The following is a 13,545-nucleotide window of genomic DNA, read 5'->3' as shown; positions in this document are numbered from 1 at the left end:
CGGTGCGGTTCAGCCCGCCTCGCCCGGTTGCCTGAGGTCGCCGGCATCGAGCACCGGCGCGACATCCAGATCCTCGGCATCCAGCATCGCCGACACCCGCTCGAGCACTGCCACGATCATGGACTGTTCCCAGTCGGACAGGGCGGTGAATTCGCGCACATAGCGTTGTTGCAGCGCGTCGGGGGCGGATTCGATGGTGCGGCGGCCGGTCTCGGTGATGACGATGTTGATCTGGCGGCGGTCGGTCAGCGACTTGATGCGCTGAACCAGCCCGTGGCCCACCAGCTTGTCCACCAGCGCCGTGACGGTCGCCTGCGACACGCGCATCTGTTGCGAGATCTCCTTGGCCGTGGTCTGGCCCTTCTCGGCCACCACCTGCAGCACCCGGAACTGGGCCGCGGTCAACCCGGCCGATTCCGCCAGTTCGCGCCCGAACAGCTCGGTCGCGCGCAGGATTCGGCGCAGGGCGACAAGGCTGCTGTCGACTCGGTCCATATCGCCTCCTGTCCTTTGAAATCGACCGATGTTGGCAGAAGATCGCCGAAAATTCAATAAGTCAAGATGAACGACTTTGCTTTGAGAAAACCCTTTGTCTGCTTGGCTGGAATACACCATAAATGCGCCAAGACGCGCTATTTGCGGCCGAAGCGCCACAAATAAATGCTTTGAAGGTTGAAGTAACTTGGGGTGAATGTTATTTAGGTTGCCGAAGTAAATGAGGAGGCGAAACCAGCCATGCAGCACGCACTTGAACTGTTCAGGAAACCCTTTCCCGTTCTTCGCAAACCCGACGCGAAGGATGGTGCGGATATCTGGGAGCTGGTGCGCGAATGCAAGCCGCTCGACGAGAACTCGATGTATTGCAACCTGGTCCAGTGCGACCATTTCCGCGACACCTGCGTTCTGGCCGAGCTGAACGGCAAGACCGCCGGCTGGGTGTCCGCCTATGTCATTCCCGACGATCCCGAGACGGTGTTCGTCTGGCAGGTGGCGGTGTCCGAGGACGCGCGCGGCACCGGTCTGGGGTCGCTCATGCTGCGCGAACTGGTGTCGCGCGACGAATGTGCGGATGTGACCCGCATGCAGACCACGATCACCAGCAACAACGACGCGTCCTGGTCGCTGTTCCGCCGCTTCGCGCGCTCCCAGCGCACGAAGCTGGATGTCCAGCCCTACTATACGCAGGCGCTGCATTTCCGCGACCGTCACGAAACCGAGAACATGGTCACGATCAAGTTGGCCGCCGAGGCGCGCCGCGCCGCCTGAGCGATGCTGCGACCGCCCGTTCTGAACCCATTCAACCCCGAAGGATGTCCCATGACCCTTGCCGAGACTGGCACTGAAAAGCAATCGATCTTCAAGCGACGCGAGTCGAAGGTGCGCAGCTATTGCCGCAACTTCGACACCGTCTTCACCCGCGCCCAGGGCTCCGAGCTGACCGACGAGGCGGGCCGCACTTATATCGACTTCCTCGCCGGCTGCTCGTCGGTGAATTACGGCCATAACGACCCGGACATGAAAGAGGCGCTGATCGCCCATATCGCCGCCGACGGTCTGTCGCATGGCCTGGATTTCCACTCGGATGCCAAGGCATCGTTCCTGACGGCCTTCGAGCAGCACATCCTCAAGCCGCGCGGCATGGATCACAAGATCATGTTCACCGGCCCGACCGGCGCCAATGCCGTCGAAGCGGCGCTGAAGCTGGCGCGCAAGATCACCGGGCGCAGCAATGTCATCTCGTTCACCAACGGCTTCCACGGCATGACGCTGGGCGCGCTTGCGGCCACCGGCAACGGCTATCACCGCGCCGCCGGCGGCTCCAGCCTGCCCGACGTGACGCGGATGCCCTATGACGGCTTCTTCGACAACGGCTTCGACAGCGCCGACTTCCTGCAGCAGATGCTCGAAGACAGCTCGGGCGGTATCGATGCGCCCGCCGCGATCCTGCTCGAAACCGTGCAGGGCGAAGGCGGCCTGAACGCCGCGAGCCCCGAATGGGTGCGCCGCATCGCCGATATGGCCAGGGCGCATGGCGCGCTGCTGATCATCGACGACATCCAGGCCGGGTGCGGCCGCTGCGGCACCTTCTTCTCGTTCGAGGAGATGGACGTGGAACCCGATATCGTGACGATGGCGAAATCGGTGTCCGGCTTCGGCCTGCCGATGGCGCTGGTGCTGGTCAAGCCCGAGCATGACGTGTTCGGCCCGGCCGAGCACAACGGCACGTTCCGTGGCAACACCCATGCCTTCGTCACCGCCCGCGTGGCGATCGAGAAGTTCTGGTCCGACGACGCCTTCCAGCGCGAGCTGGCCGACAAGGCGCTGATGCTGACCACCGCGCTCGCGGATATCGCCGCGATGCTGCCGGGTGCCTATGTCAAGGGCCGCGGCCTGATGCAGGGCGTGGATGTCGGCACCGGCGAACTGGCCTCGGACATCTGTGCGCGCGCCTTCCAGAACGGGCTGATCGTCGAGACCTCGGGCTCCGAGGACCAGGTGGTCAAGATCCTGGCGCCGCTCACCACCCCGCAGGACACCTTTGCCAAGGGCCTCTCGATCCTGACCGAAGCCGCCCGCGACGCGGCGCACGGCCTCAAACAGGCGGCGGAGTGAACCATGATTGTCAGAGACTTCAACAAGATCGTCAAAACCGAGCGTGACCGCGTGGTGTCCGACGCCAACTGGACATCGGTGCGGATGCTGCTGGAGCAGGACAAGATGGGATTTTCGTTCCACATCACCTTCCTCGAGGAAGGGTCCGAGCACACGTTCGAATACAAGAACCACTTCGAAAGCGTCTATTGCATGCAGGGCAAGGGCTCGATCACCGATCTGGCCACCGGCGAGACCCATGCGATCGAACCCGGTGTGATGTACGCGCTGGACAAGCACGACCGCCACACCCTGCGCGCCGACGAAGAGCTTGTCATGGCCTGCGTGTTCAACCCCCCGGTGACCGGCAACGAGGTCCACCAGGAAGACGGGTCCTACGCGCTTGCCGACAGCTGAAACCGAAATAGAAGGGCCCGGCGACAATGGCCGGGTAAGTGAAACCGTGACGTTTCCAAAACACACCGTCGAGAAGATCGGCGGAACATCGATGAGCCGGATCCGCGACCTGCGCGACACGCTGTTCCTCGGCGGTCGTGAAGGCGCGGATGTCTATGGCCGGATCTTCGTGGTCTCGGCCTTCGGCGGCATCACCGACCTGCTGCTCGAGCACAAGAAATCCGGCACGCCCGGCGTCTTCGGCCTGTTCTCCAACAGCGACGACGACCACGGCTGGCTGGACGCCTTGACCGGCGTGGCCGAAGCCATGCGCAAGGCCCATGGCGAGGTGCTCGACCATGATGGCGACCTGGCGATGGCCGACGAATTCGTGCGCGAGCGGACCGAGGGGGCGCGCAGCTGCCTGTTCGACCTGCGGCGCCTGTGTTCCTATGGCCATTTCCGGTTGTCCAGCCAGATGATGGTGATCCGCGAGCTGCTGTCCGGCCTGGGCGAGGCGCATTCCGCCTTCGTGACCGCGCTGATGCTGCAGCGTGCCGGGATCGACGCCCGGTTCGTCGACCTCAGCGGTTGGCGCGACGAGGGGGACTATACCCTGCAGGACCGCATCACAGCCGGTCTCAAGGGCATCGACCTGAGCGTCGAGATGCCCATCGTCACCGGCTATGCGCAGTGCCGCGACGGGCTGATGCGCGAGTTCGACCGCGGCTACTCCGAGGTCACGTTCTCGAACATCGCCGCCCATACCGGCGCGTCCGAGGCGATCATCCACAAGGAGTTCCACCTCTCCTCGGCCGATCCCAAGCTGGTCGGCGCCGAGAATGTGCGCAAGCTGGGGCACACCAACTATGACGTGGCAGACCAGCTGTCGAACATGGGGATGGAGGCGATCCACCCCAAGGCGGCCAAGACCCTGCGCCAGTCGGACATCCCGCTGCGCGTGACCAACGCGTTCGAGCCCGACGATCCCGGCACGCTGATCGACGACGGACCGGCCAGCGGGCCGTCGGTCGAGATCCTGACCGGGCTGGGTGTCGTGGCACTGGAGCTGTTCGAACAGGACATGGTCGGGGTCAAGGGGTACGACACCGCCATCCTGGAGGCGCTGCGCCGCCACAACGTGCGCATCGTGTCCAAGACCTCGAACGCCAACACGATCACGCATTATGTCGAGGCCTCGCTGAAATCGGTGCGCCGGGTCGAGCGGGATCTGCACCAGCTCTATCCCTCGGCCACCGTGACCATGCAGTCGCTGGGCATCGTGTCGGCCATCGGCCGCGACCTGTCGGGCATTGATGTCCTGTGCACCGGTCTGCAGGCGCTGCAGGACCAGAAGGTCAAGGTCATCGCGGCGCACCAGACACCGCGAAACGTGGACGTGCAATTCGTGATCGCCCGCGACGATCTGGACACGGGCGTCAAGGCGCTGCACGACGTTTTTTTTGAGCCCGAGGCTCTGCAGCAGGCCGAGGCTGCCTGAACCGGACATCGGACAAGTCGCGACATCGGACGGAGGCCCACCCGGGCCTCCGTTTTTTTTCGTTTGCGCCCGGCGGGGCGGGGTGGTTGCATGTGCGGGAAGGCCGCAGATCGCCATGGCCGATCCGGGCGGCAGGAAGAATGGAGGCGACATGGCGGTATCGACACCTGTTTGCGCATTCGGCTGGAAGGCGCCTGATTTCATCCTTCCGGCCACTGATGGCCAGACTTATCGGCTGGGCCAGGTCGCCGGGCCGAAGGGCACGCTGATCATGTTCATCTGCAACCACTGCCCCTATGTGCTGGCGGTGCTCGACCGGATCCTGCGCGACGCGCGCGACCTGCAGGCGTTGGGGGTGGGCGTTGCCGCTATCTGTTCCAACGACGCGCAGGCCTATCCCGAGGACGGGTTCGGGGCGATGGCCGAGATGGCGCGGGTGCGGGACTTCCCCTTTCCCTATCTGCACGATGCCGAGCAATCGGTGGCACGGGCCTATGACGCGGACTGCACGCCGGACTTCTTCGGATTCAACGCGGATCTGGAGTTGCAGTATCGCGGCCGCCTGGATGCCTCGGGCCGCGCGGCCGGGCCGGGGGACGCGCGCCGCGACCTCTATGAGGCGATGAAACAGGTGGCCGAGACCGGACAGGGCCCGCGCGACCAGATCCCGTCGATGGGCTGTTCGATCAAGTGGAAACCCGCCTCGTGACGCCGGTCGTATTCGACCTGGACGGCACGCTGGTCCACAGCGCGCCGGATATCCACGCCGCGGTCAACCGGATGCTGGACGGGATCGGGCAGGCGCCGCTGACGCTTGCGACCGTCGGCTCATTCGTCGGCAGGGGCGTGCCGTCGCTGGTCGATCGTGTCATCGAGCACCTGGACCTGGATCCCGGGCGACATGACGACATGGTTGCGGCAATGCTGGAGCATTACAATCGCGCCCCGGCGGACCTGACGCGGCCCTATCCCGGCGTACCCGAGATGCTGGAGACGCTTGCGGCGCGGGGTCATCCCTTGGCGGTCTGCACCAACAAGCCCGAGGCGCCGGCGCGAAGGGTGCTGTCGCTCCTGGGCCTGGGCACGCATATCGCCGCGGTTGTGGGCGGCGACAGCCTGTCCCGGCGCAAGCCCGACCCAGCGCCGCTGCGGCACACCTTTGCGTTGCTGGGCCACGAAACCGGGCTTTTCGTTGGCGACAGCGAGGTGGATGCCGAATGTGCGCAACGCGCGGGGGTGCCGTTCCTGCTGTTCTCGGGCGGCTACCGCAAGGGACCGGTGACAGACCTGCCGCATCACGCGGTGTTCGACCACTTCGGGGATCTGGCCGGGCTGGTCGCACCGGCGTCGGTCTGACAACCTGCTGCCGTGGTCGGCACGGCCGGTCGGGAACAAGGCGATGGAGATGTCATGAGATACGCATCGATCACCGAACGCCTGGCCGGTCTGGGCGGCGAGAAATGGGAGGTCCATGCCGAGGCGCGCGCTCGCGCGGCCCGGGGCGAGGACATCATCGAGCTGACCATCGGTGAGCCCGACGTGCCGACGCCGCACTCCCTGACCGACGCGGCCGCCGCCGCGATGCGCGCCGGGCGCACCGGCTATTCCGACGGGCGCGGCGAGCCGGGCCTGCGCGCGGCGCTGGCCGACCGCTACGCCCGCAGTACCGGCCGCGCCATCGGGGCCGACCAGGTGATCTGCTTCCCGGCACGCAGACCGCGCTCTATGCCACGTTCATGGCCATCGCCGAGCCGGGATGCGAGGTGCTGGTGGGCGATCCGCTCTATGCCACCTATGAGGGCGTGATCCGGGCCAGCGGCGCCGCGATGGTGCCAGTGCCCCTGCGCCCCGAGGACGGGTTCCGCCTGCAGGCCGAGGATATCGCCGCGCGGATCACGCCGCGCAGCCGGGCGATCCTGCTCAACACGCCGCACAACCCGACCGGCGCGATCCTGACCGCAGAGGACATCGCCGCCATCGGCGCATTGGCCCGGGAACATGACCTGTGGATCGTCTCGGACGAGGTTTATGAGGACCTTGTGTTCGATGGCGCCACCTTCGTCTCGCCCCTGGCCTTTGAGGACTTGGCCGAGCGGGTCGTGGTGGCCTCGTCGATCTCCAAGAGCCATGCCGCGCCTGGGTTCCGCAGCGGCTGGTGCATCGGCCCTGAGGCGTTTGCTGCGGCCGCGCTGCCGCTGTCCGAGACGATGCTGTTCGGAAACCAGCCCTTCATCGCCGACATGACCGAGCGGGCGGTGCGCGACGGCTCGCCCGTGGCCGCGGGCATGCGCACACGCTTCGCCGCCCGGGCCGCCCTTTTGCAACGGCGGCTTGACACTGAGACCGACCTGGTCGTGAAGATGCCCGAGGCGGGGATGTTCGCCATGGTCAATGTCGCCGCGACCGGGTTGACCGGCGCGGCCTATGCGCGCGACCTGCTGGCCCGTGGCGGCGTTGCGGTGATGCCCGGCTCTTCGTTCGGCCAGACCATGCGGGACTGGGTGCGCGTGGCGCTGACCGTGGAGGACGCCCGGCTGGACGAGGCCTGCAACCGCATCACAACCCATCTCAACCAGTTGAAGGAGGACGCGGCATGACCCGTATCGGCGAGGGGCTGGTTCAGGCGTTGCGCGCGCGCGGCGTCGATCTGGTCTTTGGCATCCCCGGGGTGCACACGATCGAGCTCTATCGCGGGCTGGCGGCCTCGGGCATCCGCCATGTCACGCCGCGCCACGAGCAAGGGGCCGGGTTCATGGCCGACGGCTATGCCCGCGTCACCGGTCGGCCGGGCGTGGCGCTGGTCATCACCGGGCCGGGGCTGACCAATACTCTGACGCCGATGGCCCAGGCCCGCGCCGACAGCGTGCCGATGCTGGTGCTATCGGGCGTCAATGCGCGCGCGAGCCTGGGCAAGGGGTTGGGGCATCTGCACGAGTTGCCCGACCAGCTGGGCCTGTCCGCCGGTGTCGCGCTGCGGGCCCTGCAGGTCGACCGGGCCGAGGCGTTGGCGCCGGCGCTGGATGCAGCGTTTGATCTCTTTGCATCCGAGCGGCCCGGCCCGGTGCATGTCGAGATCCCTCTGGATGTCGCGCCGCTGCCGCTTGCAACGCCAACCGATCCCGCACCGGCCGCCGGCGCGTCTGGGCCCGATCCGTCGGATGTGGCGGATATCGCGGCGCGGCTCAAGCGCGCCCGGCGCCCGGTGATCCTGGCCGGGGGCGGCGTGCGGCGCGCCGGCGATGCGCTGCGAGCCGTGGCCGAGCGCTGCGATGCGCCGGTGGTGCAGACGGTCAACGCGCGCGGCCTGATGCATGCCCATCCGCTCGGCGTGCCGGCCAGCCCAAGCCTGCGTGCGGTGCGCGACCTGATCGAAGGCGCGGATTTGGTTCTGGCGCTGGGCACCGAGCTGGGCCCGACCGATTATGACATGTATGGCCTCGGCGGGTTGCCGGACCTGCCGGCACTGCTGCGCGTCGACCTGAGCGCCGCGCAGCTGGCGCGCCACCCGGCGGAACTTGCGATACGCGCCGATGCGGGTTCCGTCCTGACGGCGCTGCGTGCTGACCTGGGCGACGGGACGGCCGACACGGACGACGGGCCGGGCCGGGCCGAAGCGGCCCGCGCCGGCGCCTGGCAGGAGATCGGACCCGCGATGCGCGCTCTGTGCCGGCACCTTGCGGCCGCGCGAGAGGCCATGCCCGGCGCGGTGATGGTGGGCGACTCGACGCAGCTGACCTATGCGGGCAACCTCTACCACGATCACGACCGGCCCGGCGGCTGGTTCAATTCCGCCACCGGCTTTGGTGCCCTGGGCTATGCCATTCCCGCGGCCATCGGTGCAGCGCTGGGCGCACCGGAGACGCCGGTGCTGTGCCTCGCCGGCGATGGCGGCGCGCAATTCACCTTGCCCGAACTGATGGTCGCGGTGCAGGAGCGGCTGCCGATCACCTTCGTGATCTGGAACAACCGTGGCTATGGCGAGATCGAGACGTCGATGCGCGATGCCGGTGTGGCGGTAGTGGGCTGCGATCCGGAGCCGCCGGATTTTCAAGCCATTGCAAAGGCTTGCCGGATGTTGTTCACCCGGATCGAGGCCGACCCGGAAGCCTTTGCCGCCGCCCTGCGCGCGGATGCGCCGCCCGATGGACCGCGCATGATCGAGATTGACGCGACCGGGTTCGCCGCGTCCTTCTGACGCCCCCTTGCCGGGATACGCCGAATGTGAAATAGGTATCTACAATATCCATTTAAGCGGAGATCGCCGGATGCGCCTGACATCCTTTACCGATTACGGGCTGCGCATGCTGATGCGCATGGCCAGCGCGCCGGACCGGGGATTCAGCACCGCCGAGCTGGCGGCCGAGTTCGATCTGTCGCGCAATCACCTGAGCAAGATCATGCAGCGCCTGGCGCAGGCCGGCATCGTCGAGACCCGGCGCGGCGCGGGCGGCGGCGCGGTTCTGACGCGGCCGCCCGGTGATATCCGCCTGGGCGAGGTTGTGCGCGTGCTGGAGGCCGGGCAGGCGCTGGTCGAGTGCTTCGGGCCCGGCGGCGCCGATTGCACTATCGACGGGTGCTGCCGGCTCAAGGTCCGGCTGCGGTCGGCCGAGCGCGCCTTTCTGGCCGATCTCGACCGCTCGACCCTGGCCGATATCGCGCTGCCTGCGCCGGTCTCCGTCTAGCTGCGGATACCGGCCGCGAAACCGCACAAGAAGGAGCGAGACATGTCCGACTGGTTGCCCAGCCTGATCACCGAAACCCCTGCCGAGGGCTATGACCTCGCGGTCAAGCTGGCGCGGGTCGCGGTCAAGATGACCCAGCCCGAGGCCGAGATCCGCGAGCGGTTGCGCGCGGAATATGCCGAAGACGCCGAACGGCTGATCGAGGCCAGCCAGGTGGTCGCCACGCATTTCGCCACCGTCGCCGCGGCCAACAATTACTGGCGGTGACGCGGATGACGCAGGTGGAACGCAACGGCGGCGAGTTCGTCGTCGACGCGCAGGTTCTGGCCGAGGCCTTCGGCGTCACCGCGACCGAGGTGCCCGAACTGATGCGCGCCGGGGCCATCACCTCGGTCTGCGAGAAGGGCGTCGAGGCCGATGAAGGCAACTGGCGCTTCACCTTCTACCATGACGGCCAGGCCCTGCGGATGACGGTCGATGCCGCCGGCGAGATCGTCAAGCGGTCGCGCTTTCCCGCCGCGCGGCGCCCCGCTGCAGGGGATTAACCCGACAGCCGGGCCAGGTCGGCGCTGAGCGCGCGCGCCTCCGAGATCGAGCGTTGCAGCGCGGCCAGCCGCGCATCCGGCGTGGCCCCGCCGGGCGTGTCGTTCAGCACCCGGTCGATGCGCGACGCTGTGGCCGCGTCCGGTGTGCCCAGCGTGTTGCGCTGCTGAAGGATCTGCAGCTTGAGCTGGGCCAGCTCGGATTCCGAGCCGCGGATCTGCGCCGCCAGCGCTTCGTTGCGCGCCTGGGCCCCGGCGACATCGGCCTCGGCGGTGTCGATCCGGGCGTCATAGCTGCCGCTGGCGATCCCCGACACCCCGTCGAAGAACCCGCCCTCGGCCGGGTCGCTGGTGGTCTGGCAGCCCGCCAGCAAGAGCGCGGGCGCGACAAGGCGGAGCAGGGCGGGGCGCATCATCACGGTCCCCATTCAAAGCGACGTCGCCAGGTCGTTGGCGATGCCCTTCATCTGCGCGATCTGGTTGGACAGCGAGGCCAGGTCGCCATCGATCGGCGAGGCGGCCTGGTTTCCGGCCACGGTCAAGCCGCGCGCCTCGGTGAACTCGGCCTGCCGCTTGCTGGCGCCGTCGATGGCGATCTGCATCTGGGCCAGGTTGCCATTGGCCTCGGTCACTTCGGCTTGCACCTGCTCCGGGGTCGCGGCCCCCGCGGCGGCCTGGGCGCGCAGCGCGTCCAGCTCCGCCTTCTGCGCCGCAAGAACCTGGTTCATCACGTTGATCGTGGTCTGCATCTCGGCGGCGTTGCGGTCCAGGTCGCTCTTGATCTGGCCCAGGCGGCGTTCGCGGTTGGCGTATTTCCGCTGCACGAAGGCGACGTAGGTGCCCGCCGCCGCGCCCGCGCCCAGCCCGATGGTAAAGCCGCTGCCGGCATCGTCACTGCCGCCCAGGCCGAAGCCGATGGCCCCACCCGCGGCGCCGCCGGCCAGCGCGCCCTGCAGGATGGTCTTCTGCATCGCCGCGGCCTGTTTGGCCAGATCCGCCTCGGCCTGGCTGCTGCCCGGCTGAACCGTCGTGACCTCGGCCGTATCGCCCCCGCCGCCGCAGGCCGAAAGCGCCGTTGCCGCGGCCAGCATCGCCGCGATCACTCTTGTGGAATGAGATCCGCCAACCATTTGTAACTCCCCTCGTTTGTTTCGTTGGTTTGTGCCACGTGCCGCAGAAACAGCGCCGCATCGCGAGTCAGGGTCTCGCCGCCCGCGCCCAGGTCGCGCCCCGCATCCGTCGCGCCGACCAGTTCCAGCGTGGCGCGTTCGGGAAAGAAGCGCACGGCGCGGGCCAGGATCTCGTCATAATAACTGCGGCTCTGGTCCAGCCGTCGCAGGATGATCCCGCGCGAGCGGCGGATGTCGTAGAGATCGCTTTCCGCCTGGCGCAGGATCGGGCGCGCGGCGGGATCGGTCTCGGCGATCTGTTCGATCTGGCGCATCGCATCCTCGGCGATGTCCAGCGTGCGTTCGACGCTGCGCAGGGCGACGATGTCGGTGCGCAGCCGTTGCAGCGTCGTGGCCGCGAGAAAGGTCGAGACCCGCGCCGCGTCATTGTAGAGCTGGTCGCTGCTCAGCTCGGTGCGCTCGGGCAGCTGCCGCCGGTAGCGCTCCAGCGCCGGGCGCAGCTCGCCGGGCACGGCGCGGGCCGGGCCGGGATCCAGCAGGCCCAGCGCCGCCAGGGCCGCGGCCATCCTGTCGGTTTCGGCTGCGGCCAGAACCGTCTCGACCGGTGCGCCGGCCTCCGCCACGGCGGGACCTGCGGCCTGCAGGCGGGCGATGCGGTCGCGGGCGAACCCGGCGAACAGGCCCTCGGGATAGTCGCGCAGATAGGCGCGGAACGCCTCCGGATCGGTCTCGGACGCGATCCCGCGCCAGCGCGCCAGTTCGGCCGCGGTGGCGTCGTCCGGCGCCTCCTCGGCGGGCAGCGCGGCGGCGAAGCTGTGCTCGCTGAGAACCGATTCCTCGACCCAGGGCACTTGCCGCCCCTGGGTCTCCAGCACCACCTGCTGGCGCACCCGTCCCAGCATCAGCCGCGCATCCAGCCCCGGTGTGCCGATATGGTCCAGCAAGCCCGCGGTGAACACGCTGTTCTCGCCCAACCCGTCATAGGCCACGTTGCCCGGATCGGTGGCATAGGCGATCAGCAGACCGGCGCCGCCCCGCGCCCGCACCAGCCCACGCTCGACGAGGCCACGCTCCGAAAACGGGTTGTTGCGGCAGGCGTCCAGGATCAGGATGCCGATCTCGGGCCCGGCGCGGCTGATGGCGTCGCGCACCCGGCCCATCGTGATCGAGGATCGGCGCAGCGCGCCCAGGTCGCCACCCGAGAAATCGGTGCCGATCAGGTGGTTCTCGCCGCTGATCTGCACCCCGTGCCCGGCATAGAAGAACACCGCCATCTCGGCCCCGGTCGCATCCCGGCCGAAGGTCTCGACCGCCTGCGCCATCGCCGCCCCGTCGCGGTCGGTGACCTCGGTCACGGCAAAGCCCAGTCCGCGCAGCGCCTCGCCCAGCGCGTCGACATCGTTGACGGGGTTGCGCAGCGACATGCCCGGGGTCGAATAATCCGCGTTGCCGATCAGCAGGGCGACCCGCTCGCCGGCATGGAGCGGCAGCGCCGCAAGCAGCGCCACGCAGACAAGGCGGAGCAAGGGCGCCGCCGGCACGGACAGGGATTGGACACCGACCATGACGCGACGTTAGCCCAGCGCCGCGCGCTTTGCACCTGCCTTGACGCCCGCCCGGTTTCGCGCCGCGCCGCTTTCGACTAGCGTGCCCGCGAGGCCAGTATCGGAGTGCATCGTGGAACTTGACTTGTCCGACATTCTGGCCGCGCGGCGGGTGATCGCCGGCGTGGCCGACAACACGCCGCTCGTGCCATCGCCGTTCATGAGTGAGCGCACCGGCGCGGCGTTCCTGCTGAAGCTGGAATCTACGCAGCCCATCGGCGCGTTCAAGCTGCGCGGGGCGCTCAACGCCATCGCGGCGCTGCCGCCCGAGACCACCGGCGTGACCTGCTGCTCGACCGGAAATCACGGGCGCGGCGTGGCATATGCCGCGGCCCGGCGCGGTCTGCGCGCGGTGATCTGCATGTCCGAGCTGGTGCCCCGGGCCAAGGTCGAGGGAATCCGCGCGCTGGGCGCCGAGGTGGCGATCAGCGGCCGCTCCCAGGACGAGGCGCATGTCGAGTGCCTGCGTCTCGTCGCCGAACAGGGACTGGCCGAGATCCCGCCCTTCGACGACCCGCATGTGATCGCCGGGCAGGGCACAATCGGGCTGGAGATGCTGCAGGCGCGGCCCGACCTGCAGACGCTGCTGGTGCCGCTCTCGGGCGGCGGGCTGGCCGCCGGGATCGCGCTGGCCGCCAAGACGATCAAGCCGGATCTGCGGGTCGTCGGCATCACGATGGAGCGCGGCGCGGCCATGAAGGCCGCCATCGACGCCGGCCACCCGGTCGAGGTGGAAGAGGTGCCCAGCCTCGCCGACTCGCTGGGCGGCGGCATCGGCCGGGACAACCGCCTGACCTTTGCCCTGTGCCGCCGCCTGATCGACGAGACCGTGCTGGTCAGCGAGGCCGAGATCTACCGCGCCATGCAGACGCTCTATTACGAGGACCGGATGGTCGCCGAGGGCGGCAGCGTCGTCGGGCTGGCGGCGGTCCTGTCGGGCCGGATCGAACCGCAGGGCGTGACCGCCACGGTCATCACCGGGCGCAATCCCGACATGGAGGTCTTCACCCGCGTCGTCACCGGGCAGGAGGTCGATCTGGACGGACATGTCATCCCGGGCCAGCCATATCGTCGCTGACCAGACGGCGCCCCATTCAT

The 13,545-nt window shown here is 68.2% G+C and carries 15 protein-coding genes and 1 pseudogene; 12 read left to right on the top strand and 4 right to left on the bottom strand.

Annotated elements, in window-relative coordinates:
- Nucleotides 1-9: 9 nt before the first annotated feature.
- Entirely contained in the window at nucleotides 10-495 is a 486-nt protein-coding gene (locus BMX57_RS02290) for a MarR family winged helix-turn-helix transcriptional regulator (protein ID WP_092362091.1), read from the bottom strand.
- Nucleotides 496-735: 240 nt separating this feature from the next.
- Between BMX57_RS02290 and ectA the strand changes: the two genes are divergently transcribed.
- From ectA to BMX57_RS02235, 11 genes and pseudogenes are all read left to right on the top strand, one after another.
- The gene (gene ectA, locus BMX57_RS02285; protein ID WP_092362090.1) at nucleotides 736-1,266 is read left to right on the top strand and encodes a diaminobutyrate acetyltransferase; all 531 of its coding nucleotides are present in this window, start codon (nucleotides 736-738) and stop codon (nucleotides 1,264-1,266) included.
- A 51-nt stretch (nucleotides 1,267-1,317) separates the two neighbouring features.
- Nucleotides 1,318-2,613: a diaminobutyrate--2-oxoglutarate transaminase gene (ectB, locus tag BMX57_RS02280; protein ID WP_092362088.1), complete on the top strand. Its 1,296-nt coding sequence runs from the start codon at nucleotides 1,318-1,320 to the stop codon at nucleotides 2,611-2,613.
- A 3-nt stretch (nucleotides 2,614-2,616) separates the two neighbouring features.
- Entirely contained in the window at nucleotides 2,617-3,009 is a 393-nt protein-coding gene (locus BMX57_RS02275; RefSeq protein ID WP_092362086.1) for an ectoine synthase, read from the top strand.
- 46 nt (nucleotides 3,010-3,055) lie between these two features.
- A complete protein-coding gene (locus BMX57_RS02270; protein WP_092362083.1) occupies nucleotides 3,056-4,489 on the top strand; it encodes an aspartate kinase in 1,434 nt (477 codons plus the stop codon).
- 151 nt (nucleotides 4,490-4,640) lie between these two features.
- On the top strand, nucleotides 4,641-5,198 hold the full coding sequence (locus BMX57_RS02265) for a thioredoxin family protein (protein ID WP_092362081.1): 558 nt from the start codon (nucleotides 4,641-4,643) through the stop codon (nucleotides 5,196-5,198).
- A complete protein-coding gene (gene gph / locus BMX57_RS02260; RefSeq protein WP_092362231.1) occupies nucleotides 5,195-5,845 on the top strand; it encodes a phosphoglycolate phosphatase in 651 nt (216 codons plus the stop codon). The genes BMX57_RS02265 and gph overlap by 4 nt, the downstream gene beginning before the upstream one ends.
- A gap of 54 nt (nucleotides 5,846-5,899) precedes the next feature.
- A pseudogene (locus BMX57_RS02255) lies at nucleotides 5,900-7,086 on the top strand (pyridoxal phosphate-dependent aminotransferase).
- A complete protein-coding gene (locus BMX57_RS02250) occupies nucleotides 7,083-8,684 on the top strand; it encodes a 5-guanidino-2-oxopentanoate decarboxylase (RefSeq protein WP_092362079.1) in 1,602 nt (533 codons plus the stop codon). The pseudogene BMX57_RS02255 and the gene BMX57_RS02250 overlap by 4 nt, the downstream one beginning before the upstream one ends.
- A 70-nt stretch (nucleotides 8,685-8,754) precedes the next feature.
- On the top strand, nucleotides 8,755-9,171 hold the full coding sequence (locus BMX57_RS02245; protein WP_092362077.1) for an RrF2 family transcriptional regulator: 417 nt from the start codon (nucleotides 8,755-8,757) through the stop codon (nucleotides 9,169-9,171).
- A 42-nt stretch (nucleotides 9,172-9,213) separates the two neighbouring features.
- Nucleotides 9,214-9,438 carry a hexameric tyrosine-coordinated heme protein gene (locus tag BMX57_RS02240; RefSeq protein ID WP_092362075.1) on the top strand — a complete coding sequence of 75 codons (225 nt, stop codon included), beginning with the start codon at nucleotides 9,214-9,216 and terminating at the stop codon, nucleotides 9,436-9,438.
- 5 nt (nucleotides 9,439-9,443) lie between these two features.
- Complete coding sequence (locus BMX57_RS02235) at nucleotides 9,444-9,716, top strand: DUF6522 family protein (protein ID WP_092362073.1); 273 nt, start codon at nucleotides 9,444-9,446, stop codon at nucleotides 9,714-9,716.
- Here the strand turns inward: BMX57_RS02235 and BMX57_RS02230 are convergent.
- The 3 genes from BMX57_RS02230 to BMX57_RS02220 are packed head-to-tail and all read right to left on the bottom strand — an operon-like array spanning nucleotide 9,713 to nucleotide 12,369.
- On the bottom strand, nucleotides 9,713-10,129 hold the full coding sequence (locus tag BMX57_RS02230; RefSeq protein WP_143057865.1) for a hypothetical protein: 417 nt from the start codon (nucleotides 10,127-10,129) through the stop codon (nucleotides 9,713-9,715). The genes BMX57_RS02235 and BMX57_RS02230 overlap by 4 nt on opposite strands.
- A 12-nt stretch (nucleotides 10,130-10,141) precedes the next feature.
- Entirely contained in the window at nucleotides 10,142-10,843 is a 702-nt protein-coding gene (locus tag BMX57_RS02225; protein WP_143057864.1) for a hypothetical protein, read from the bottom strand.
- Nucleotides 10,813-12,369, bottom strand: coding sequence for a caspase family protein (locus tag BMX57_RS02220; RefSeq protein ID WP_177175360.1), 1,557 nt, complete (start codon nucleotides 12,367-12,369; stop codon nucleotides 10,813-10,815). The genes BMX57_RS02225 and BMX57_RS02220 overlap by 31 nt, the downstream gene beginning before the upstream one ends.
- Before the next feature lie 148 nt (nucleotides 12,370-12,517).
- Between BMX57_RS02220 and eutB the strand changes: the two genes are divergently transcribed.
- Nucleotides 12,518-13,525 (top strand): hydroxyectoine utilization dehydratase EutB, encoded by a 1,008-nt coding sequence (eutB, locus tag BMX57_RS02215; RefSeq protein ID WP_373283072.1) that lies wholly within the window; start codon nucleotides 12,518-12,520, stop codon nucleotides 13,523-13,525.
- Nucleotides 13,526-13,545: the final 20 nt, after the last annotated feature.

The organism is Cribrihabitans marinus (assembly GCF_900109035.1).
In the GTDB taxonomy this organism is placed as follows: Bacteria; Pseudomonadota; Alphaproteobacteria; order Rhodobacterales; family Rhodobacteraceae; genus Cribrihabitans; species Cribrihabitans marinus.
This window is presented reverse-complemented; position numbering and strand designations above follow the sequence as displayed.

Excerpts from the sequence above, each read along its gene's own strand:
- BMX57_RS02250 (WP_092362079.1), top strand. The coding sequence starts at position 7,083 with ATGACCCGTATCGGCGAGGGGCTGGTTCAGGCGTTGCGCGCGCGCGGC.
- ectA (WP_092362090.1), top strand. The coding sequence starts at position 736 with ATGCAGCACGCACTTGAACTGTTCAGGAAACCCTTTCCCGTTCTTCGC.
- BMX57_RS02275 (WP_092362086.1), top strand. The coding sequence starts at position 2,617 with ATGATTGTCAGAGACTTCAACAAGATCGTCAAAACCGAGCGTGACCGC.
- BMX57_RS02235 (WP_092362073.1), top strand. The coding sequence starts at position 9,444 with ATGACGCAGGTGGAACGCAACGGCGGCGAGTTCGTCGTCGACGCGCAG.
- BMX57_RS02225 (WP_143057864.1), bottom strand. The coding sequence starts at position 10,843 with ATGGTTGGCGGATCTCATTCCACAAGAGTGATCGCGGCGATGCTGGCC.
- BMX57_RS02240 (WP_092362075.1), top strand. The coding sequence starts at position 9,214 with ATGTCCGACTGGTTGCCCAGCCTGATCACCGAAACCCCTGCCGAGGGC.
- BMX57_RS02245 (WP_092362077.1), top strand. The coding sequence starts at position 8,755 with ATGCGCCTGACATCCTTTACCGATTACGGGCTGCGCATGCTGATGCGC.
- BMX57_RS02265 (WP_092362081.1), top strand. The coding sequence starts at position 4,641 with ATGGCGGTATCGACACCTGTTTGCGCATTCGGCTGGAAGGCGCCTGAT.
- ectB (WP_092362088.1), top strand. The coding sequence starts at position 1,318 with ATGACCCTTGCCGAGACTGGCACTGAAAAGCAATCGATCTTCAAGCGA.
- BMX57_RS02230 (WP_143057865.1), bottom strand. The coding sequence starts at position 10,129 with ATGATGCGCCCCGCCCTGCTCCGCCTTGTCGCGCCCGCGCTCTTGCTG.
- BMX57_RS02290 (WP_092362091.1), bottom strand. The coding sequence starts at position 495 with ATGGACCGAGTCGACAGCAGCCTTGTCGCCCTGCGCCGAATCCTGCGC.